The following is a 21,843-nucleotide window of genomic DNA, read 5'->3' on the forward strand; positions in this document are numbered from 1 at the left end:
AGTGATTCAAATGTAAAGACATGAATATTGAATGCCGATTGATTGCGCATTACCATTAGAGATGTAGCAACTCTAGTACATTCAGATCTTTCGGGGAGGTTCACATGAGAAAAAGAGATAAAGCTAAATCGGCCGTTATTCTCTCTGCAGCAGGACTATTGGTGCTCTCTGCTTGTAGTTCAGAGGGTTCAAAGGATAGTAATTCAACAGCGACGCCTGCAACTTCTGCGTCTGCAGCGAACTTGATGGCGAAATATGAAAAACCGGTGGATATTACAGCTTGGCGCTACACAGAAGCAACCTACAAGTACGAGAATGGCGACACGATTGAAAATAATATTTATACCAAAGCGTATCAAAACGACCTGAACATTAACTTGAAATATCAATGGACCGTGCCTGTTGAGCAATTCGATCAAAAGTTGAATGTGGCGATCGCAGCAGGGGACCTTCCTGATGTCATGTGGCTGAAAAACAAGCAACTTACGGATTTGGCTGATAATGATATGCTCTACGACTTGACGGAGCTGTATGAGAAGTATGCATCCCCGATGGCTAAGAGTATTCTGCAGCAGGATCAGAAGGCTTTCGATACAGCTAAGATTGGCGGCAAGCTAATGGCGATTCCTCAGACATCATCGGCAATCGACGGTCTGCCACTTTTGTACGTACGAGCAGATTGGTTAACAAAGCTTGGACTCACGGAGCCGAAGTCGATGAAGGAAGTTCTGGCTGTTGCGGAAGCATTCACGAAGAAGGATCCTGACGGAAACGGTAAAGATGATACCTTCGGAATGGCATTTACCAAATCATTTTTAGCGGATACGCATTTTGGAACTACGGGCTTCTTCTCAGGCTATCATGCTTATGCGGGTAAATGGGTGAAGGATGCGTCTGGTAACAAGCTTGTCTACGGAAGTGTACTGCCAGAAGTGAAGACGGCACTGAAGCAGCTCCAAGATATGTACGCGCAAGGCTTGCTCGATAAGGAATTCGGAGTTAAAGACCGCGCGAAAGTAACGGAATCTGTTGTTGGCGGCAAAGTAGGTATCTTCTACGGCAGCATGTCTGCCCCATTGTCAATCATCCAGAAGAACATCGATAACGATCCAAAAGCAGATTGGAAAGCGATTCCTTTGGTGTCTGTCGATGATAAGAAGGCTACACCAATCGGTAAAATGCCAATTCAACGTTATTATGCTGTTAGCAAAAAAAGCAAAAATCCGGAAGCAATTATTAAGCTTCTGAACTTCGCAATGGATGGATATGACGAAAGCAAGAAGCCGAAACCAGAGATGAGCTTCAGCCCTACGAACGTACCTGTGTATTTGTACAGCCTTATGAACCCAGAGCCAGCAAACAAAAACTTGAACGCGCATAACAATACGCTGAGTGCGATTGCTGCGAACGATGCATCCAAGCTGACGACGGAAGAGAAGGGTTACTACGACAAAATCGTAGATTACCGTAAAGGAAACAATGCGAATTGGGGTACGGAGCGTGTATTCGGTTCGCCGAGCAGCTTCGACGTTATTAGCAAGTACGTAAAAGACGATAACTACATGCTAGATGCTTTCTATGGTGCAGCAACACCAACGATGGTTGAGAAAAATGCATCGCTTCTGAAACTGGAAGAAGAAGTATTTACAAAGATTATTATGGGCCAATCCATCGATACGTTTGATAAATTCGTTGAAGACTGGAAGAAGCTTGGCGGAGAGCAAATTACGAAGGAAGTCAACGACTGGTATGCAAAAAGTAAATAAGAAGTTGGCGGCTTAATACGGATTGGAGCTTAGGGGGAAGCGGTCGTACACTGCTTTCCCCTTCGTTATTTGTACCATTATGCAAATGGAGAGGAGTAAAACGGAGATGAACAAAAAACTGCAGGAAATTCCTTTGCATCTTATGTTGTTACCTGGTGTTATTCTTACGATAATCTTTAGTTATGTCCCGATCGCGGGGATCGTTATTGCGTTTCAAAAGTTTGTACCTTCCAAAGGAATCTTTCATTCCAAATGGATCGGGCTTGATAATTTCCGCTATATGCTGGAGATGCCCAATTTTAGTAGTGTGGTATGGAATACGGTATTCATTGCTGTTATGAAGATCATCGTACACTTGATTGTGCCCGTCATTTTTGCCCTGCTTTTAAATGAGGTCATCAGCACGGCCTTCAAACGGACTGTTCAAACCATTATTTACTTCCCTTATTTTCTGTCCTGGGTCATCCTAGGCGGCATTCTCATTGATATTCTCTCGCCTTCAGGCGGCATTGTGAATCAGATGCTTGGCCTGCTAGGTATCGAACCGATCTTTTTCCTTGGTAACGAAAACTGGTTTCCATTTACACTTGTCGCTTCCGACACGTGGAAGGAATTCGGATATAGCACGATCGTTTATTTAGCTGCCCTGACGGCAATAGATCAGTCTTTGTATGAAGCTGCGGTTGTAGATGGAGCTAATCGTTGGAAGCAAACACTCCACGTTACAATTCCCGGCATGCTGCCTATTGTCACGCTGATGACTGTTCTGAGCTTAGGAAATGTACTGAACGCAGGGTTCGACCAAGTGTTCAATCTGTACAGTCCAATGGTTTACAGTACAGGAGATATTATTGATACGATGGTTTACCGGATCGGGTTAGTGGATGCGCAATACGGTGTAGCAACGGCGGTAGGATTGTTTAAATCCGTGATTGCTTTCATTTTGATTGTCATTTCGAATAAGCTTGCCAATCGGTATACCGGTTATCGGATATTTTAAAGTAAGGGGGAAAGGCTATGCAAAAAGTTTCAACAAGCAGAAAATTATTTCTGTTAATCAACTATATTTTGTTGGGTTTGATAGCATTCCTATGTCTATTGCCGCTGATTAACGTACTAGCTGTCTCTTTCAGCTCTAGCAGCGCTGCGGCAGGAGGCTTCGTCAAGCTCTGGCCTGTGGATTTCACGATCGCCTCTTATAAACATGCATTAACGAAGAAGGAATTCCTTGAAGGCTTGTTCGTTTCCATTCAAAGAGTAGCGCTCGGCTATGCGATTAATATGGTTGTTACCATCCTGATTGCCTATCCGCTTTCGAAAGAAACAACGACGCTTCGTTCAAGAAATGTATATGCTTGGTTCTTCATTATAACGATGCTTTTCCATGGCGGATTAATTCCTAGCTATATGACGATGAAAGCACTCGGCTTGCTCGATACCATTTGGGCATTAGTCCTTCCTGGGGCCGTACATGTATTCAATATGATTTTATTATTGAACTTCTTTCGAAATTTACCTAAAGAAATTGAAGAAGCAGCGTACATCGACGGAGCAGGTCACTGGAAGGTGCTATGGAGTATGTATATTCCATTGTCCAAACCTGCGTTGGCAACGATCACGCTCTTTACCGTAGTCATGCATTGGAATTCGTGGTTCGATGGCTTAATTTACATGAACTCGCCTTCGAATTATCCACTGCAAAGCTATTTGCAAACGATCATTGTCAATCCTGACTCCAGTACGCTTTCATCAACGGAACTGTACATGTCAGAGGTATCCGACCGTACTTTCAAGGCAGCACAAGTTTTCCTTGCGGCATTGCCGATCTTAGTATTTTATCCATTTTTACAGAAATATTTCATGAAGGGCCTAGTTATGGGCAGTGTGAAAGGTTAATACAGGGGCTGCCTTAGGCAGTCCATTTCTTTTGGGGAGGCAATGATGATGAGTGAGAACATCTTAAATCGTCTTCGGGCGATGTCCGTAGAGGAACAATTAGGTCAACTGAAAAAGGCGAAAGATCGTGATGTGCTGAACGAGTGGCTCCAATCAGGGGTTAAATTTACATCGACTGGTGGTCGGTTGGAGGAAACGTATTACAATGCGCTGAGCAGGTTGTTTGATTGCATCGTACCTACGATGGGGGATGCGCCTGTTTTGCACGAGGGTGGCATTTATCTAGGTTGTTGGATGGAAAGCACAGGGACGATCAACAATGAACTGCTGTCCAGGTTTCTTCCTACGGTGTCGGAGGATACTTTCCAGTTGTTCGCCGATTATCAGAAGGAAGATGGTCAGCTTCCATATAAAGTGACCGAGAATGGCCCGGCGTTTCGACAGATTCAAATGGTTACCCCGCTGGCGAGAAGTGTGTGGAATCATTATGAATTGAATGGGCGAGATCAATCGTTTTTGAGGAAAATGTATGAAGCGATGGTACGTCATGATGAATGGCTAGCGATGTATCGTAATACTCGGAATACCGGCTGTGTAGAGGCATTCTGTACGTTCGATACAGGGCATGACTTGTCTCCACGATTCTGGCATGTACCCGATTCAGCGCATCTGGATGATGCTCGGCAGTATAATCCAGATTCACCAACCTTGCCTTTCTTAGCGCCTGATCTGACAGCGAATGTGTATTGTCAGCGTCTCTACTTGTCACGGATGGCGCAAGAGCTAGGGGACGAGCAAGCAGCATCGGAGTGGAATGTAAAGGCGGGGATAAGCTTAGACAGTTTGTTCGCTCATTGTTTCGATGAAGGTGATGCCTTCTTCTATGATCGCGATCGGAATGATGAATTCGTTCGTGTTCAGTCTGATCTCTTATTGCGAGTCTTGGCGTGTGAAGTAGGCGATGGGGAGTTCTTCGCAGCTTCGCTGCGGAAATATTTGCTCAACACGAGCAAGTTTTTCGCCAAATATCCCTTCACATCCATTGCGATGGATGATCCGCGCTTCGATCCGTTTTCAAGCTACAATACATGGGCAGGGACGTCAAATTTTTTGAGTTTGATTCGTACGCCGCATGCGTTCGAGCATCATCATCGGTATGTGGAGTTGACCTGGGTATTGAACCCGATCATTACAGCCTTAGCGCAGATGACTCGATTTGCCCAAACGGTAAGCCCGTGGACGGGAAAAGAAGGGTTTACGGAGTCTTACTCTCCGGCTATCCTGTGCCTGATTGACTTTGTTGAGCGGTTTTGCGGTATTTTGCCAAGGCCGGATGGAGCGCTATGGTTCACTTCATTGGTACCGTATCCGCAAGATCATGGGGAGGTCATGGCAGCAGAGACGGGATATAGTCGAATCATAGATGGAATCACGTTTGAGTTCGTCACGACGAGAGAAGGCAGCACTGTGTATCGGTACGGGGAAGCTTATTTGCAGATACCGTTCGGCACTAGAGCAGTGACGGATCGCAGCGGTCAACTGAAAGCGATTATTGGTATGAGTGTGCGGACCATCGAGGGGACTGTCACTTATGAAGGTCACGATATTCCGCTTCTTGTGAAAGGGAACGAGCAGGTTGAGCTTTCAGAAGGGCAGTTTGTTAGTGTGCGCGATGTGGGCGTTATTTATCCAACGTATCGGTAAAATGGGAGGTAATTAAGTATGTCTATGCTAAAAAATAGGGATATCCAAATAAGGGATCCCTTCGTTGTCCCTGTAAAAGAAGAAGGGAAGTATTATTTATTCGGCAGCACGGACTCGAATATCTGGGGCAAGGGAACGGGATTTAATGCCTATGTAGGGCGAGATTTGCAGGAGTGGGAAGGACCTTACACGGTTTTTAGGCCCGGTGAGGATTTCTATTCCGAGAATAATTTCTGGGCACCGGAAGTGCACAAGTACGAGGGCCGTTATTATATGTTCGCAACCTTCCGCCGGAAGGATAATAATTTACTAGGAACGGCTGTTTTGATCAGTGACAGCTTGTTAGGCCCTTTTACGCCTCATAGTGAGGGTCCCGTTACGCCGAAGGACTGGTGTTCGCTGGATGGAACGCTGTTCGTCGATGAGGAAGGGTTGCCTTGGATTGTGTTTTGCCGTGAATGGCAGCAGGTAGGTGATGGCCAAGTTTGTGCGGTACGACTGACTACGGATCTGAGGGATATCGTTGGCGAGCCAGTTGTCCTCTTTTCCGCATCACATGCGAAATGGCCAACTTCCTTCCAGCATCCCCGTTACCCAGGACAGGACAACTACGTAACGGATGGCCCTTCCTTCTATCGTGCAGCGAATGGGGAATTGTTCATGTTGTGGGCAAGCTTCATTCATAACACCTATGCATTAGGTGTTGCGAAATCTGCTTCAGGCCATGTGTTGGGACCGTGGGAGCAGGAGGAAGAGGCACTATTCCAAAGCGATGGCGGACATGCGATGATGTTCCATGCTTTTGACGGAGCATTGATGCTCGCGATTCACACGCCGAACCAGACGCCGAATGAGCGACCGCTATTTCTTGAGATTGAAGAGGTTGAGGGCAAGCTGCGGGTACGAGCGACATAGAGGGTTTGAGAAGGAAAGTAAGAGCTGCCGGGAGGTGGCTCTTTTTTGCGTGTTGGAGAAGCTTCGGGAGGCGTATGGAGCTGTGTAACTCGAAAAAATCGAGTTACATGCGAGAGGAAGAGCGAAAGCAGCTGTGTAACTCGAAATAATCGAGTTACAGGCGAGAAAAAGAACAAAAGCAGCCGTGTAACTCGAAATAATCGAGTTACAGGCGAGAGAAAGAGCGAAAGCAGCTGCGTAACACGAAAAAATCGAGTTACGCGCGAGAAAAAGAGCGAAAGTAGCACTGTAACTCGAAAAAATCGAGTTACGTGCGAGAGAAAGAGCAAAAGCAGCCGTGTAACTCGAAAAAATCGAGTTACACGCGAGAGAAAGAGCAAAAGCAGCTGCGTAACTCGAAAAAATCGAGTTACACGCGAGAAAAAGAGCGAAAGCAGCTGCGTAACTCGAAAAAATCGAGTTACAAGCGAGAGAAAGAGCAAAAGCAGCTGTGTAACACGAAAAAATCGAGTTACGCGCGAGAAAAAGAGCAAAAGCAGCACTGTAACTCGAAAAAATCGAGTTACACGCGAGAGCAAGAGCAAAAGCGACTGTGTAACTCGAAAAAATCGAGTTACACGCGAGAGCAAGAGCAAAAGCAGCTGCGTAACTCGAAAAAATCGAGTTACGCGCGAGAGCAAGAGCAAAAGCAGCTGCGTAACTCGAAAAAATCGAGTTACACGCGAGAGCAAGAGCAAAAGCAGCACTGTAACTCGAAAAAATCGAGTTACACGCGAGAGCAAGAGCAAAAGCAACTGTGTAACTCGAAAAAATCGAGTTACACGCGAGAGAAAGAGCAAAAGCAGCTGCGTAACTCGAAAAAATCGAGTTACGCGCGAGAGAAAGAGCAAAAGCAGCTGCGTAACTCGAAAAAATCGAGTTACGCGCGAGAGAAAGAGCAAAAGCAGCTGCATAACTCGAAATAATCGAGTAATGTCTGAAGTGTGCAACAGGTACAATTGTCACGCATCTCACATACAAAAATAGGGTGTCCCAAAGTAGTTTCACCTACTTTGGGACACCCTATCACTTTAAGGTACTAAAGTTCCCATGCGATGTCTATTAGTTGTACCTAGCAACAAAAGACATGTTAGGTACTTTAACTATGGCTAGCTTTTCGCTTCTTAAACAACACCTTGAGCGATCATAGCATCTGCCACTTTGGTAAAACCTGCAATATTAGCGCCAACGACAAAGTTACCTGGATGGCCATATTCCTCAGCAGCTTGGACAGCGCTTCTGTAGATATTCTTCATGATCGCATGAAGCTTATCGTCAACCTCATGGAACTGCCAGGAGTATCTCATGCTGTTCTGTGACATCTCAAGCGCGGATACGGCAACTCCACCTGCATTAGCTGCCTTAGCCGGCCCAAATAGCACGCCTGCTTGTAGGAAGACGTCAATGGCTTCTAGAGTCGATGGCATGTTTGCACCTTCACCGACAGCTTTGACGCCGTTGCGAACAAGAATCTTAGCAGCATCCTCATTAATCTCGTTCTGTGTGGCGCTAGGAAGCGCGATATCGCACGGAATCGTCCAGATGCCATTACAGCCTTCATGGTAGGATGCGTGAGGGTGTTCTTTGACATACTCGCTGATTCTGGATCTCTCAACTTCTTTTAGACGTCTAACCGTCTCAAGGCAAATGCCTTTTGGATCATAAATGTAGCCGTTGGAGTCGCTGCATGCGACGACTTTCGCACCTAGCTGAACCGCTTTCTCGATGGAGTAAGTGGCAACGTTACCGGAACCGGAGACGACGACAGTGCTACCCTCAAAGCTTAGTCCTTGGGCTTGCAGCATTTCATTCACAAAGTACACACAACCATAGCCAGTTGCTTCGGTACGACCCAAGCTTCCGCCATAGATGATACCTTTGCCTGTCAGAACGCCAGATTCATGCACGCCGCTAATGCGCTTGTACTGTCCGAACATGTAACCAATTTCACGAGCGCCTACGCCGATATCGCCAGCTGGCACGTCTGTGTCTTGACCGATATATTTATAAAGCTCTGTCATGAAACTTTGGGTGAAACGCATGATCTCATTGTCAGACTTGCCTTTGGGATCGAAATCGGAGCCGCCTTTACCGCCGCCAATTGGCTGACCTGTAAGGGAGTTTTTGAATGTTTGTTCAAATCCAAGAAATTTGATAATACTGGCATTAACGGATGGGTGGAAACGCAAGCCACCTTTGTAAGGTCCAATTGCACTGTTGAATTGAACACGGAAACCGCGATTCACTTGTGTAACGCCTTGGTCATCTACCCAAGGTACTCGGAACGTAATTAAACGCTCAGGCTCTACAAGACGCTCAAGAATGCCGTGTTTGATATACTTCGGTTGCTTGGAGAGAACCGGAATCAATGACTCGATAATCTCTTTCACAGCTTGATGGAACTCTGTCTCATTGGGGTTTCTTTTGACTACAGTTTCGTAAATGCGATTTACATATTCTCTTGCTGCTACATCATTGTCCACTTGAACTAACACGCTGTCATCCACCTTCACAATTTTAAAATAGAGTAAAAAGTTATTAGTATAGTTTTACCCTATTCCGGCCAATTGGGCAATCAAAATTTACATGTCATGTAAGCTTACTAATTGATGTGAATAAAGTGCTCATTAGACTAAATTTACAGATTGTAGTATAATTTACATGTTTTAAAATGGCGTAAATAAATACATGTTTCACCCAATAATCATGTAAGAGTAGAGGACATTAGATATATGGATAATCGAACAACACGTACAGACCCGCGAGTCATTCGCACACGTCAATTGCTGAAAGATGCTTTTGTAGAGTTACTTCAGGAGATGGATATTGAGAAAATTTCCGTGAATCGGATCGCAGAGCGTGCCACAATCAACCGCGTTACTTTTTATCTTCATTATAAGGACATCCCGGACATGATGGAGAAAATAGCAGATGACATGATCGAGGACATTCATCGTAGTTTGAACATATCCTCAGAAATTCAACCTATGACCGAAGAAGATGATTGGTCGATGCTGGTGAACTTGCTTGAGCATTTTGCAGAGAATGCTAAGTTTTATAAAGTCATCCTTGCGTCCAGACGTACGCCAATCTTTACGGAGCGATTGTTAAATTTGCTGACGGACTTAATTACTTTAAGAATAGAAAGAATGGGTGGAGACTCTGCGTTAACTACGAATGGTGTTCAAAAGGATATTGCCATCTGGTACGGTTCTTCGGCCTTAATTGGAACGATTGTTTCTTGGCTCCGAAAGGATATGCCCTATACACCGGAGTTTCTTGCAAAGCAGTTTACCATGATGCGTTCATTGTCATGAGGATAGGAACGAGGTAAACCTTATCTTGACTTGGAGTTAACTCCAAGGAGTAGACTGAAGAGGTAGAAAAAACGATTTATTGGAAGCGAGGAACACGAAGATGGACTATGTGAAACTTGGAAATACGGGCTTGGACGTATCGCGAATCAGTCTGGGTTGTATGAGCTTTGGTGTTGCTGAGCGGTGGACGCATCCCTGGGTCCTTAATGAGGAGAACAGTCGGCCTATTATCAAAAGGGCATTAGAGCTCGGTATCAATTTTTTTGATACGGCTAATATTTATTCGGACGGAACTAGCGAAGAAATTGTTGGACGAGCACTGAAGGATTATGCGAATCGGGATGAGCAAGTCATCGCGACGAAGGTTCATTTCCGTATGCATCAAGGTCCCAATGGGGCTGGTCTTTCCCGAAAAGCAATTCTGAGTGAGATTGATAAGAGCCTTAAGCGACTAGGTACGGATTATGTAGATCTTTATCAAATCCATCGCTGGGATTACCATACCCCTATTGAAGAAACGATGGAAGCTCTGCATGATGTTGTGAAAGCTGGAAAAGCAAGATATATTGGTGCTTCTGCGATGTACGCTTGGCAGTTTCAGAAAGCTTTACATGTCGCTGAAAATAATGGGTGGACCCGGTTTGTATCGATGCAGAATCATCTAAACCTTATTTACCGCGAAGAGGAGCGGGAGATGATGCCGCTTTGTAAGGATCAAAAGATTGGTGTGATCCCCTACAGCCCACTCGCATCAGGAAGGTTAACACGTGATTGGTCGGAAACGACGCATCGTTCTGAAACCGACCAAGCGCAGAAATCCAAATATGATGCGTTTGCAAGCAAGGATCTCCCGATTGTAGAGCGACTTGCAGCCATTGCTGAAAAACGAGGCCTTCCTCGGGCACAAATTGCACTTGCCTGGTTGTTGCAGAAGGAACCAGTCACGGCTCCGATTATCGGCGTTACGAAAAACTCCCATCTGGATGATGCGGTAGATGCGCTATCCGTTACGCTAACCCCGGAGGAAATTGCTTCGCTAGAAGAACAGTACGTTCCGCATCGGGTAGTGGGTGCAGTCTAAATGCTGATCGCGGAAGTAAGCCAAAAGTATGAATTATCTCAGGATACGCTTCGCTATTATGAACGAATCGGGCTTATTCCACGAGTGAACCGCAATAAGAATGGGATAAGAGATTATTTGGAAGAAGATTGCAAGTGGGTTGAATTTATCAAATGTATGCGAGGCGTAGGTCTCCCCGTTGAAACCTTGATTCAGTACGTTGGATTATTTCAGCAAGGCGATGAAACCCTAGAGGCTAGAAAAGAACTCTTGATCGAGCAGCGGGAGCAGCTACTTACAAGAATGGAAGAAATGAAGAACGTGTTTGAACGGTTAGATCATAAAATTTCTAGATATGAACAGACTATTGTCGCCAAAGAGAAAACGTTAAGTAGAGCGCATGAACAACCAGCATTCCTAACTGACCTAAGCTAAAAAAATTAACTGGAAAACCTGATGTTAATTTCAATCTTTCAAGCTAAATTTTAGTATTTGATGGAAATTATGTAGTTGTTTTGATTGGTGTTGCCGAAATCGGCAATTATTCATGAAAATAGATGTATATTTTCCAGCTAGTATAGGTAATGATAAGATTCAGCTGAAAATAACTGTATGTTATCCAGTTATTTGAAAATCCCACCTGCCATGAGGCGCCACGCAAGGGTATTTCCCTTGTATGGCGCCTGTTTCATGTTGTTGTTAATCCAACGAAAACATGTATATTGAGCTAGCGGCCTCCTATAGATATGCTTGGGACATTCAACGAAGAGGGAGTGTAGAGAAAATGACACAAGAACAATGGATAGGAGACGCCTGGGAACAAGGTGTCCGCAAAGTAAAGAACACAAGCCTTCGAGTAGGTGCAGCATTTCCTCACGGCTCGAACGAGGGTCAATTTCAATTAACTTCGCCGCATTACTGGACGGCAGGGTTCTGGCCAGGTATTTTGTGGCTCATCTATCAAGATCGCCAAGATGAACAATTGCGCCTCTTGGCAGAGAGCTGTGAAGCACAAATGGATACGGTCATCGAGGCGTATGAACCTCTCGATCATGATATGGGCTTCATGTGGACGCTAACTTCGATCGCGAATTGGCACTTGACCGGCAACGAGCAGTCCAAACGTCGAGCTTTGAAGATTGCCAGCCACTTGGCGGGGCGATTCAACATCAAGGGGAGCTTCATCCGCGCATGGAACAACTCGGAACGTGTAGGATGGGCAATCATCGATTGCATGATGAATTTGCCGTTGCTCTACTGGGCGTCACAACAAACGAGCGACCCGCGCTTTAAACATGTGGCAGAGGCGCACGCCGGAATGGCTGCGAAGCAGTTTATTCGCGCGGATGGCTCCGCGTATCATATTGTCTGCTTCGACCCGGAGACGGGTGAACGCACCGGCGCTCTGGGCGGCCAAGGCTATGCGGAAGAGTCCGCATGGGCACGGGGGTCGGCATGGTCAATCTATGGCTCGGTGCTCAGCTACCGTCATACGGGCCGTGCAGACCTGCTGGCAGCAGCGGAGCATGCGGCCGCATTTTTCCTTTCACACTTACCTGAGGATAAGGTGCCATATTGGGACTTCCGATTGCCTACCTTTGAGGGGGCATCGCGTGATACTAGTGCCGCAGCGATTGCGGCAAGCGGACTGCTCGATCTTGCAGAAGTATGCGATAGCGACCGGGCCCTCTTTTATAAGGAACAGGCGTGTGCGATCTTGCAATCTCTATCCAATCATTATGTTGCTGACGATTGCGAGGAAGCGATCTTACTCTCTGGTACGGGCAACGTGCCGATGAATCAGAATATCAATAAACCGCTCATTTACGGAGATTATTACTATATGGAAGCACTGGCGAAACTTAGAGGATACGCATCTTTCTGGGAGCGAGGGGCAGCAGGTACGTTGAGTTGTACTATTTAAATACTCCCCCGATGACATGACGTCTGGCTCAGTATAGGGAAAGAAGGGAGTCTACTGGAATTGAAAATCAGTCAGAATTTTGTGGATGTTGCAGAAGCATTACAACCGAAGCTTTATGAAGCTGAGGTCATACCGGAGGCGTCTGTTGAGGTTTACGCAGATGACAATGCCTTTCAAGGGTGGGGCGTTCGGAATGTACAGAGCTTCGAAGAGATCAAGGCTATGACTTTTGTTAAAGATGACAGCTTTACCTTGGACTTTGGCGATCATCGAGTGGGATATATTACATTAGGAATATCAGCTGTTGGCAGCCCTCCAGATGCACCGCTCGGATTGAAGCTCATCTTTGGCGAAATGCCTTGTGAAGTGGCAGAGCCTTTCGAGAACTATCAAGGTTGGTTAAGTCGCACGTGGTTGCAGGAAGAAACTTTCTATGTCGATATACTTCCAGCGGTGATCAAACTCCCTAGACGATATTGTTTCCGCTATATGAAGGTGATGGTGCTGGATACTTCTCCGAAATATAAAGTGGCATTTACAGAGATTAGTTGTAGGACAGTAACTTCTGCGGATGTCACTAGGCTAATGCCTTTGCCGGATCACGTGAGTTTGAAATTGAAGAAATTGGATCATATTGGCATTCGGACACTTGCGGATTGCATGCAAACTGTTTTCGAAGATGGTCCTAAGCGTGATCGCAGACTTTGGATAGGAGATTTGCGGCTGCAAGCGTTAGCTAATTATGAGACTTTTGGAAATAACGATCTCGTTAAACGCTGCTTATATTTATTTGCTGGGATGAGACTGGACGGAGGCGAGGTTGGCGCCTGTGTGTTCGAGAAGCCACATCCGCATGTGGATGACACACTTCTGTATGATTATTCGCTGTTGTTTGTAGCGACACTCCATGATTATTATTTCGCGAGTGGTGATAAAGAAACACTTTCACAACTGTGGCCTATTGCGTGGGAGCAGCTTCGAATCGGATTGCGTCGACTGGATCAAAATAACTTGGTAAAAGATGATGCAACCGGGTGGTGCTTCATTGATTGGCACCAAGATTTGAACAAACAGGCATCCGCACAAGCGGTGCTGATCTATTGTTTAAAACGGGGCTTAACATTAGCTAATGAGCTGATGATGTTTGATGAATGTAACCAATTGGAAAGTTACATCCAGGCTACAACCTCAGCTGCATTGATGTATTTATGGGATACGGAGAAAATGGTCTTTATTAGTGGAAGTGACGCTCAAGTCTCGTGGGCTTCACAGATCTGGATGGTCCTTGCTGAGGTGCAAAGCCAAGAGAAGAATGCGGCATTGCTGGAGAACATGAATAAGTTTCCAACCGCAATTCCGATTAACACACCTTACATGTACCATCATCTCATTGAGGCGTTAATTTCGAGTGGCAATAGCGAACGAGCATTAGAACGAATGCATGACTATTGGGGAGGTATGATCGAGGATGGAGCGGACTGCTTCTGGGAGTTGTATAATCCTTCGGATAAATCATTTTCTCCTTATGGAAGTAATTTGATTAATAGTTATTGCCATGCTTGGAGCTGCACACCCACGTATTTTGTAAGAAAATATTTTGTTTGACGATGAATGAAAGCCCAGATATATCAAGCATTTTACACATGTATATCGCCAAAAAAATGTATATCGGACAGCGGAAAACCGCGGTTTATCAGCCTGTTAACTGATCGAAATCATGTATATTGTACAGATGACGGAAGAGCAGGTACGATGAGTTCAAATTACAGAGCAGGGAAGTGACACCGATGAGTCAAGCGAACCCGCCTTCAACATCCGCCATGGTTAGTCAGAAGGCGACGTCAGAAAAAACCAAAAGTAATTGGTTAGTAAGGAAGTATGGCAAACGCATATTAAAACAGAACCTGCCGTTGTACATCATGTTTGTGCCAGTCATCGCTTTCTTCCTTATTTTTAAATATTATCCGATGACAGGACTCGTAATTGCTTTTAAGAAGTACAGCTTCATTAAAGGGATCTGGGGCAGCCCATGGGCAGCTTTCGATAACTTTAAAATGATTTTCCAGACGAAACAAATATTCGCTATCGTGTGGAACACGTTAAAACTGAGTGGGTTAAGCATCATTATTGGTTTCCCGATGCCAATTATACTAGCGCTGCTGCTTAATGAAGTTAGGAAGATGGCCTTTAAGCGACTGGTACAGACGCTGGTCTATCTGCCGCACTTTCTCAACTGGGTCATCGTTGGGGGCATCGTCGTAACGGTATTTTCGCAAAGTACAGGTACACTCAGCCATGTGGTTGAAAGGATTTTCGGCGAATCGTACCCGTTCTTATATAAAGAAGGTTCCTGGACTGCGATCTTTCTAGCAGCGGGTGTTTGGAAAGAAGCGGGTTGGAACGCGATTATTTATCTCGCAGCGCTTACAGCGATTGACCAAAGCTTATATGAAGCTTCAAGCATAGATGGCGCGAATAAGTGGCAGCAAACATTTAAGATTACATTGCCTGCCATTATGCCAACGATCATCATTATGTTAATCCTGAAAATCGGACATTTGATGGAATTAGGCTTTGATCAAGTTTTCGTTCTCCAGAATAATGCCGTCCTTGATATATCCGAGGTCATTAGTACCTTTATGTACAAAATTGGTATTCAGCAAGCGAACTTCAGCCTTGCAACTGCCATGGGATTGTTTGAATCTTTAGTAGGACTCATCTTGGTACTGGCAGCTAACCGCATTGCACGCCACTTCGGCCAAGGCTTATGGTAGGCAAATTCGCAGAATACGAACAACATACTGACTAAGTTAAGAAGGAGAAGCTTATGAAACATACACGAGGAGAGAACGTATTTTTCACCCTCAACTATATAGTGTTATTCATCATCGGTCTCAGCTGTTTGTTGCCAATTGTGCATATCTTTGCGTTATCACTCAGTGATAAGCATGCGCTAATGTCGGGCATGGTCAGCTTTTGGCCAGTAAACTTTAGCTTAGATGGCTATAGAGCACTATTTAAGGAAAGCCCAATCATTAAGGATTTCACCAATAGCGTAATTATTACAGTTGTAGGAACTTGCTTGAACATGGTGTTCACGATCCTAGCAGCTTACCCCTTGTCGAAACGTTATTTTATCGGACGCAAATTTTATTCATTCGCCATTATTTTCACCATGCTCTTCTCAGCGGGTCTCATTCCTACCTATTTATTGGTCCAAAAATTAGGGCTTATCAATAGTTACGGCGCTCTGTGGCTGCCTGGCTTAATCACGGTGTACAATCTTTTGGTTTTGAGAAGTTTTTTCGAAGGTTTGCCGGAAGAGTTGGAGGAAGCTTCGCGTATTGATGGCTGCTCCGAATGGCGCTTAATCATTCAAATCGTATTGCCATTGTCATTGCCAGTTCTAGCTGCGTTAACTTTATTCTACGGAGTTGCTCACTGGAACGCCTTTATGAACGTCCTGATTTTCATTAATGATTCCAGTAAGTTGAACTTAGCGGTACTCGTTCAGCAAATGATTCAGAACCAAAGTTTGATGCAAGAGCTGACCAACACACAGCCTGAAATGGCTGCAATGATTACGCCGGAAGGTGTAAAAGCATCAGGTGTCATTGTGATGACATTGCCAATGTTAATTGTGTATCCATTCTTGCAACGGTTTTTCGTCAAAGGTGTCATGATTGGTGCTGTAAAAGGATAATGGTAATTCTTTGAAAGGGGTGATGTGCAGCGCTAAACATGGTAGGCTAAGTTGTACTAGGATATGAAAATATTGGGGTTATCTAAAAATTGCACGTACATATCATAAGGGGTGACGTATTCATATGAAGAAAATCAGCAAAATGAAAGCAACGTCCGTATCTTTAGCTCTAGTACTCTCAAGCACAGCACTTCTAACAGCTTGTGCATCCGATAAGAAGACAGATACCGCTACAACGACGCCAGGCGCTGCAAGCACAGCTGCGGCAAGTGCGAAACCGGCTGGCCCTAAGCCAAAAATTACGGTTTCCATTTATGATCGTAACAACGTACCTGAGGGTGAAGGTACGATTACCAATAACCGTTGGACAAAGTGGATCAATGAAAATGCACCTGTACAAGTTGAGTTTATCCCTGTTCCGCGTACGAACTCTTCGGAGAAGTGGAACGTGCTGTTCGCAGCTGGTCAAGCACCTGACCTAATCATGGAATTCTCGAATCCTTACATGAAGGATTTGGCGTCCAAAGGGCAAATTATCCCGTTGGATGATGCGATTTCGAAATATTCCACGAACTACAAAAAAATGATCGCGGGCAACGAGTCCTTGCAAAAATTAACGAGATATAATGGGAAAACGTTCTTCATGGGTCGTACGTTGCCATTCTCAGCTAATCACTATGTGATGATTCGCCAAGACTGGTTAGACAAATTGAAGCTTCCAATGCCGAAAACGACTGAAGAGTATTTGAAAGTTGCGAAAGCGTTCACAGATCAAGATCCCGATGGCAATGGTAAGAAGGATACACTTGGTTCGACTTTCTTTGACGTAGATTATTTCTATCAATTAGGTCAAGCGAGTGATGAGACATTAGGGATGGTTACATCCTATCACTTGATCAACGATCAATATGTTCGCACATGGGATCGTCCAAAAGCAGATCTAGCATTTAGAAAGGCACTTTATGATGCTGGCACTGTTGATAAAGATACGTTCACAGATAAAAACATGGAAAAAGCAAAACAGGATTGGGTTAACGGCAAACTTGGTATTTATGGTTCTGACGTGTTGGAAGGCGCTAAAGGTTTCGACGTTTACACCACGTTGATGAAAAATAATCCAGATGCGAAGGTAACGATCCTACCGCTTCCGAAGTCTGAAATCGGTCAATTCTCACCAGCTGGTGCTGTTCCAATGCAATTTACATCCGCAATTAATGCAACTGCGAAAAACGTAGAAGCTGTTGTTCAATATGTGGATTGGTTGATGAAGCCAGAAGTGCAACAGACGTTAATGTATGGTACAGAAGGCGTTCACTACAAGATGGTAGATGGTTGCCCGAAACCAATTGATGCTGAGAAAAACAAAAAAGAGTTGAACTGGAATGGCGATTTTCAAATGATGTCTCAAACAGGCACAATGGGCAAATGTGTGGACTACACGAACACATTGGATCCTTCCAAACCGAACGATAAAGCGTATATCGACTTAGTTAAGCAAGGTAGAGAAGCTTATATCACGCCAGATCGTCCAACAACTTCCGAGATCGTGCTGCCAGTTACATTGCCAGATGATTTGACAGTAATTAAGAACACATTGAAAAATACACTCATCAACATTTATACAAAAGCTGTTGTAGGTGGAGCAAGTTACACCGTTGACCAAGCGATGAAAGATGCGCAAGATGCTTGGGAAAAAGGCGGCGGTAAGAAAGTCGATGACTTCTTAACAAAAGCCTACACAGATAACAAAAAAGACGTTATTTACACGAAAGATTACTACAAATTGTTGACGAAATAAGAAATTAGAAATGAATTAATCATCATGTGTTTTATCAGCTTCCTTCCTGCAGCAACTCTGTTCGGGAAGGAAGCATTTTCTTACTATGAAAGGGGATTATTAATGATTAAATCACGTTTATTGAAAGCGCTTTTATTGGTTCTGGCTATGATGGTTACCTTAAATGCACTGCCAATGAACCCTGCCTATGCGGCAGACGAGTATGACACGTTGCGAGCGAAGTTTTATGATTTTACGATGGGTGGCCCGAGCTACGATCCAGCGGATCCAGACATTAGCGGCAAGATCACGAATATTACGACGGCTGCACAAACCAACTGGGATACGCTGAATAAAAGCGCGGGAAGAACGTATCTGTGGAGCGATTTGGCCACGACGACGGAATCAGAGCATGTTTCCGGAAGCTACGCACGTTTAGAGGCGATGACGCTAGCTTATGTAACGAGAGGCTCCTCTCTGCAAGGCAACTCCGCCATGTTAGCTGATATTATTAGCGGCATGGATTGGATGTACACGAACAGATATAATACGAGCGTCGTTTATAGAGGCTATGACAATTGGTTTGACTGGCAAATTTCCTCACCACTCGCAATCAACAACATTACAACTTGGATTTATGCCAGTTTAACTGCAACGCAGATTGCCAATTGGCATGCGGTGATCGATTATCAGGCGCTTCAATGGAGTGCAGGTCTGACTGGCGCAAATCGTGTATGGGCTTGCAACATTAAAATTATGAGCGGCATTATTACGAAGAACAGTGCAAAGATTATTGTAGGTCGAGACCAGCTTAGTTCGGTATTCGATTATGTGACTTCTGGTGAAGGCATGTATAGCGATGGATCGTTCCTACAACATACGGCCCTCATTGCTTATAACGGTGGCTATGGGATTAACTTGATTGATAATTTGACGAAGGTCATGTATATCATCGCGGGTTCTACATGGGATGTTACAGACCCGGATGTCGATAACATTTATCAATGGATCTATAATGCTTTTGAACCGCTATTTTATAATACATCTATGGTCGATATGGTCAAAGGACGCAACATGTCAAGAAAAGGAAACGATGATCTGGGATTAACGTCGATGGGGAACTTAGGTGCTGCTGTGGCTAGGATGGCGTTGTCCGCCCCTTCCGCCGATGATCGCGCAGCGTTTAAATCGATGGTTAAAAAATGGATGACGGAGGCTACGTCACCAACCAAGTATTCTGATTTAGTGATGATTAGCTCTATCGTGCAAGCGAAACAAATCATGAGCGATCCTTCGGTTACGATAAGAGATGCGATTGTCAAGAATAAACAATACCCGAACATGGCTAGAGCGATCCACCTGAGACCAGGATTTGCTTTTGGTATCAGCATGTCTTCGAACAAAATCGGGAATTATGAACTCATTAACAATGAGAATGTAAAAGGCTGGCATACAGGTGACGGAATGACGTATCTCTATGATGCCGATTTGACCCAGTATAAGGATAATTATTGGCCTACCGTAAATAGCTATCGCTTGCCTGGTACGACCGTTAATCAGAACACAACGGCAACTGCCAATGCGAAAAATCCGAACTCTTGGGTTGGCGGTACGGAGATCTCAGGGTTGTACGGAGCTACGGGGATGCAATACACCGCCAATGGCTACAATCTCACAGCGAAGAAATCTTGGTTCCAGTTTGATGATGAAATTGTCAGTCTAGGCGCAGGCATTACATCCACAGACAACAAGGTTGTGGAATCCATCGTTGAAAATCGCAAGCTGAACAGCAACGGCAACAATGCGCTGACGGTCAATGGTACGGCTAAATCAACCGCGCTAGGTTGGACCGAAACGATGACTGGCGTGAACAAGGTTCACTTGGCTGGAAGTGTGGCAGGATCGGATGTCGGATACTATTTCCCGACAGCATCGACAATCAAAGGCGTGCGCGAGGCACGAACAGACAATTGGTATAGCGTTAACCTTTCTGCAGATCCAGCCTACTTGACGAACTATACACGCAACTACGTGAATTTCTGGTTCGATCACGGCACGAATCCGACGGGCGGTACCTATGCTTATGTAACGCTGCCAGGCAAGTCCAGCGGGGAGTTGGACGCGTATGTGGCAAATCCGGACATCACGGTCGTTGAGAACTCCGCAGAAGCGCAAGCTGTGAAGGAAAATGCGCTGGGCATTCTAGGTATCAACTTCTGGAATGATGCTTCCAAAACGGTGAGCGGAGTGACTAGCAACAAGAAGGCATCCGTTATGGTACGCACGGGAGAGAACGGTACTGAAGTTTCCGTATCCGACCCAACGCTATCCAATACGGGAACGATTCAACTTACGCTTACACAACCTCTGGGACCCGTGGCTTATAAGGATTCCCGGATTACAACCAGCACTGTGGGAGGTACGACCACTCTCACTGTCAATGTGAACGGCGCTGGTGGCAAAAGCATCAAGGCGTATTTTGCAACACCAACCGGAGTTCCAATTGCAGGCTATACGGTGAATGAAGATTTTGACGACATGCTGCCTGGCGATCTGACAGGTCAAAATGGTTGGATTTTCAATAACGCAGGCGTGGCTGCGAATACCGTTGTGGTGCAGAAAGACAATGGCTCTGCCACGGACAAATTATTGAAAGTAACGACAGCTTCTACAAGTGGAAGCGCCGAAGCCTCTCGTCTGTTTAATGCTCCTCAAGACGGCTATATCACAGCAGAAGTAACAGTAACAGCCGATGATACGAATTGGAAGAACGCCCTTATTATTTCAGACAACAGCCAGACTTCCAATAACGTAGCTACACAATTAGTTATGCAAAACGGAAAAATTTGGGGTTATAACGGCAGCACCAAAACCGATGTGTTAACGGGGATTGCGAGTGGTCAGCCGTACCGCTTGAAGGTCGTCATTAATCCGACTACGAAAAAATATGACGTCTATGTCAATGATGCGCTGCTCGCCTCGGGCTGGAATTATCGCTTCTCGACGGTAGCCACGCTCGACAAAGTTTCATCTTCTATCGCTGGCAATGCGAGCTCGATGAGCGTGGATGATGTGAAAGTAGCGTATAAGCCGCTGACGTTAACTTCCCTCGTCGATGAGAAATTTGACGGCTTGACCCTCGGTAATTTGAACGGGCAAGACGGTTGGGTGTTCGATAACGGCGGCGTCACTGGAAATACAGGTGTGGTGCAGACGGTGAGTGGAACGAACAAAGCCGCTAAGTTAACAACAACGTCCACCAGCGGAAAAGCCGAAGCGTATCACGCCTTTACCGTACCGGCAAACAGCACGGTGATTACAGAAGCGACTGTGACGGCTGATGACAACAACTGGAAGAATGCGTTAGTCGTCTCGGACAGCAGTCTCACTTCAAGCAACATTGCCGCTCAACTCATCATGCAGAACGGCAAGATCTGGGGCTACAACGGTGGCACGCAAACGAACATTCTGACCTCATCTACGAACGGTGAACCATACCGTCTGAAAGTCATCATCAACACAGCGACGAAAAAATTCGATGTCTATGTGAATGGCGAACTGAGAGGCTCACAATGGAACTATCGCTATTCCGGGTTGACCAAGGTCGATAGGCTGGGTTCATCCATTGGCGGCAACGCTAGCTCGATGAGCGTTGATGATGCTAAGGTAAGCTATATGCCATAAGGTTTTCACTTAGAGTTAGCCTAACATCTTGTTCAGTCATAAGCTCCTCTTCATGGTT

Annotated in this window: 16 protein-coding genes; 15 read left to right on the forward strand and 1 reads right to left on the reverse strand. The window is 45.3% G+C overall.

The features are described 5' to 3' along the window. Nucleotides 1-104 precede the first annotated feature (104 nt). The 6 genes from AC58QM_RS12070 (at nucleotide 105) to AC58QM_RS12095 (ending at nucleotide 7,246) form a co-directional block, all read left to right on the forward strand. The gene (locus AC58QM_RS12070; protein WP_497284178.1) at nucleotides 105-1,766 is read left to right on the forward strand and encodes an extracellular solute-binding protein; all 1,662 of its coding nucleotides are present in this window, start codon (nucleotides 105-107) and stop codon (nucleotides 1,764-1,766) included. 106 nt (nucleotides 1,767-1,872) lie between these two features. Beyond that, on the forward strand, nucleotides 1,873-2,766 hold the full coding sequence (locus tag AC58QM_RS12075; protein WP_497284180.1) for an ABC transporter permease: 894 nt from the start codon (nucleotides 1,873-1,875) through the stop codon (nucleotides 2,764-2,766). A gap of 17 nt (nucleotides 2,767-2,783) precedes the next feature. Next, a complete protein-coding gene (locus AC58QM_RS12080) occupies nucleotides 2,784-3,662 on the forward strand; it encodes a carbohydrate ABC transporter permease (RefSeq protein ID WP_497284182.1) in 879 nt (292 codons plus the stop codon). A gap of 48 nt (nucleotides 3,663-3,710) precedes the next feature. Beyond that, nucleotides 3,711-5,366: an MGH1-like glycoside hydrolase domain-containing protein gene (locus AC58QM_RS12085; protein ID WP_497284184.1), complete on the forward strand. Its 1,656-nt coding sequence runs from the start codon at nucleotides 3,711-3,713 to the stop codon at nucleotides 5,364-5,366. Nucleotides 5,367-5,390: 24 nt separating this feature from the next. After that, the gene (locus AC58QM_RS12090) at nucleotides 5,391-6,281 is read left to right on the forward strand and encodes a glycoside hydrolase family 43 protein (protein ID WP_497284469.1); all 891 of its coding nucleotides are present in this window, start codon (nucleotides 5,391-5,393) and stop codon (nucleotides 6,279-6,281) included. A gap of 311 nt (nucleotides 6,282-6,592) precedes the next feature. Beyond that, complete coding sequence (locus AC58QM_RS12095) at nucleotides 6,593-7,246, forward strand: hypothetical protein (RefSeq protein WP_497284186.1); 654 nt, start codon at nucleotides 6,593-6,595, stop codon at nucleotides 7,244-7,246. Between the two features lie 198 nt (nucleotides 7,247-7,444). On the opposite strand, the gene gdhA is transcribed toward AC58QM_RS12095, so the two are convergent. Further along, entirely contained in the window at nucleotides 7,445-8,815 is a 1,371-nt protein-coding gene (gene gdhA, locus AC58QM_RS12100; protein ID WP_497284188.1) for an NADP-specific glutamate dehydrogenase, read from the reverse strand. A 237-nt stretch (nucleotides 8,816-9,052) separates the two neighbouring features. On the opposite strand from gdhA, the gene AC58QM_RS12105 reads away from it, so the two are divergent. The 9 genes from AC58QM_RS12105 (at nucleotide 9,053) to AC58QM_RS12145 (ending at nucleotide 21,785) form a co-directional block, all read left to right on the forward strand. After that, nucleotides 9,053-9,637, forward strand: coding sequence for a TetR/AcrR family transcriptional regulator (locus tag AC58QM_RS12105; RefSeq protein ID WP_497284190.1), 585 nt, complete (start codon nucleotides 9,053-9,055; stop codon nucleotides 9,635-9,637). Nucleotides 9,638-9,737: 100 nt separating this feature from the next. Then, nucleotides 9,738-10,718, forward strand: a complete 981-nt coding sequence (locus AC58QM_RS12110; RefSeq protein WP_497284192.1) for an aldo/keto reductase — start codon at nucleotides 9,738-9,740, stop codon at nucleotides 10,716-10,718. After that, on the forward strand, nucleotides 10,719-11,132 hold the full coding sequence (locus tag AC58QM_RS12115; protein WP_497284194.1) for a MerR family transcriptional regulator: 414 nt from the start codon (nucleotides 10,719-10,721) through the stop codon (nucleotides 11,130-11,132). It begins immediately after the preceding gene. Between the two features lie 349 nt (nucleotides 11,133-11,481). After that, nucleotides 11,482-12,621 carry a glycoside hydrolase family 88 protein gene (locus AC58QM_RS12120; RefSeq protein WP_497284196.1) on the forward strand — a complete coding sequence of 380 codons (1,140 nt, stop codon included), beginning with the start codon at nucleotides 11,482-11,484 and terminating at the stop codon, nucleotides 12,619-12,621. A gap of 60 nt (nucleotides 12,622-12,681) precedes the next feature. Continuing rightward, on the forward strand, nucleotides 12,682-14,226 hold the full coding sequence (locus AC58QM_RS12125; RefSeq protein ID WP_497284198.1) for an alpha-L-rhamnosidase-related protein: 1,545 nt from the start codon (nucleotides 12,682-12,684) through the stop codon (nucleotides 14,224-14,226). Between the two features lie 182 nt (nucleotides 14,227-14,408). Next, on the forward strand, nucleotides 14,409-15,395 hold the full coding sequence (locus AC58QM_RS12130; RefSeq protein WP_497284200.1) for an ABC transporter permease: 987 nt from the start codon (nucleotides 14,409-14,411) through the stop codon (nucleotides 15,393-15,395). A gap of 53 nt (nucleotides 15,396-15,448) precedes the next feature. Next, nucleotides 15,449-16,324, forward strand: a complete 876-nt coding sequence (locus tag AC58QM_RS12135) for a carbohydrate ABC transporter permease (RefSeq protein WP_497284202.1) — start codon at nucleotides 15,449-15,451, stop codon at nucleotides 16,322-16,324. A 124-nt stretch (nucleotides 16,325-16,448) separates the two neighbouring features. Further along, the gene (locus AC58QM_RS12140) at nucleotides 16,449-18,122 is read left to right on the forward strand and encodes an extracellular solute-binding protein (protein WP_497284204.1); all 1,674 of its coding nucleotides are present in this window, start codon (nucleotides 16,449-16,451) and stop codon (nucleotides 18,120-18,122) included. A 102-nt stretch (nucleotides 18,123-18,224) separates the two neighbouring features. Beyond that, nucleotides 18,225-21,785 (forward strand): polysaccharide lyase 8 family protein, encoded by a 3,561-nt coding sequence (locus AC58QM_RS12145; RefSeq protein WP_497284206.1) that lies wholly within the window; start codon nucleotides 18,225-18,227, stop codon nucleotides 21,783-21,785. Nucleotides 21,786-21,843: the final 58 nt, after the last annotated feature.

It is taken from the genome of Paenibacillus sp. J22P165 (assembly GCF_059692015.1).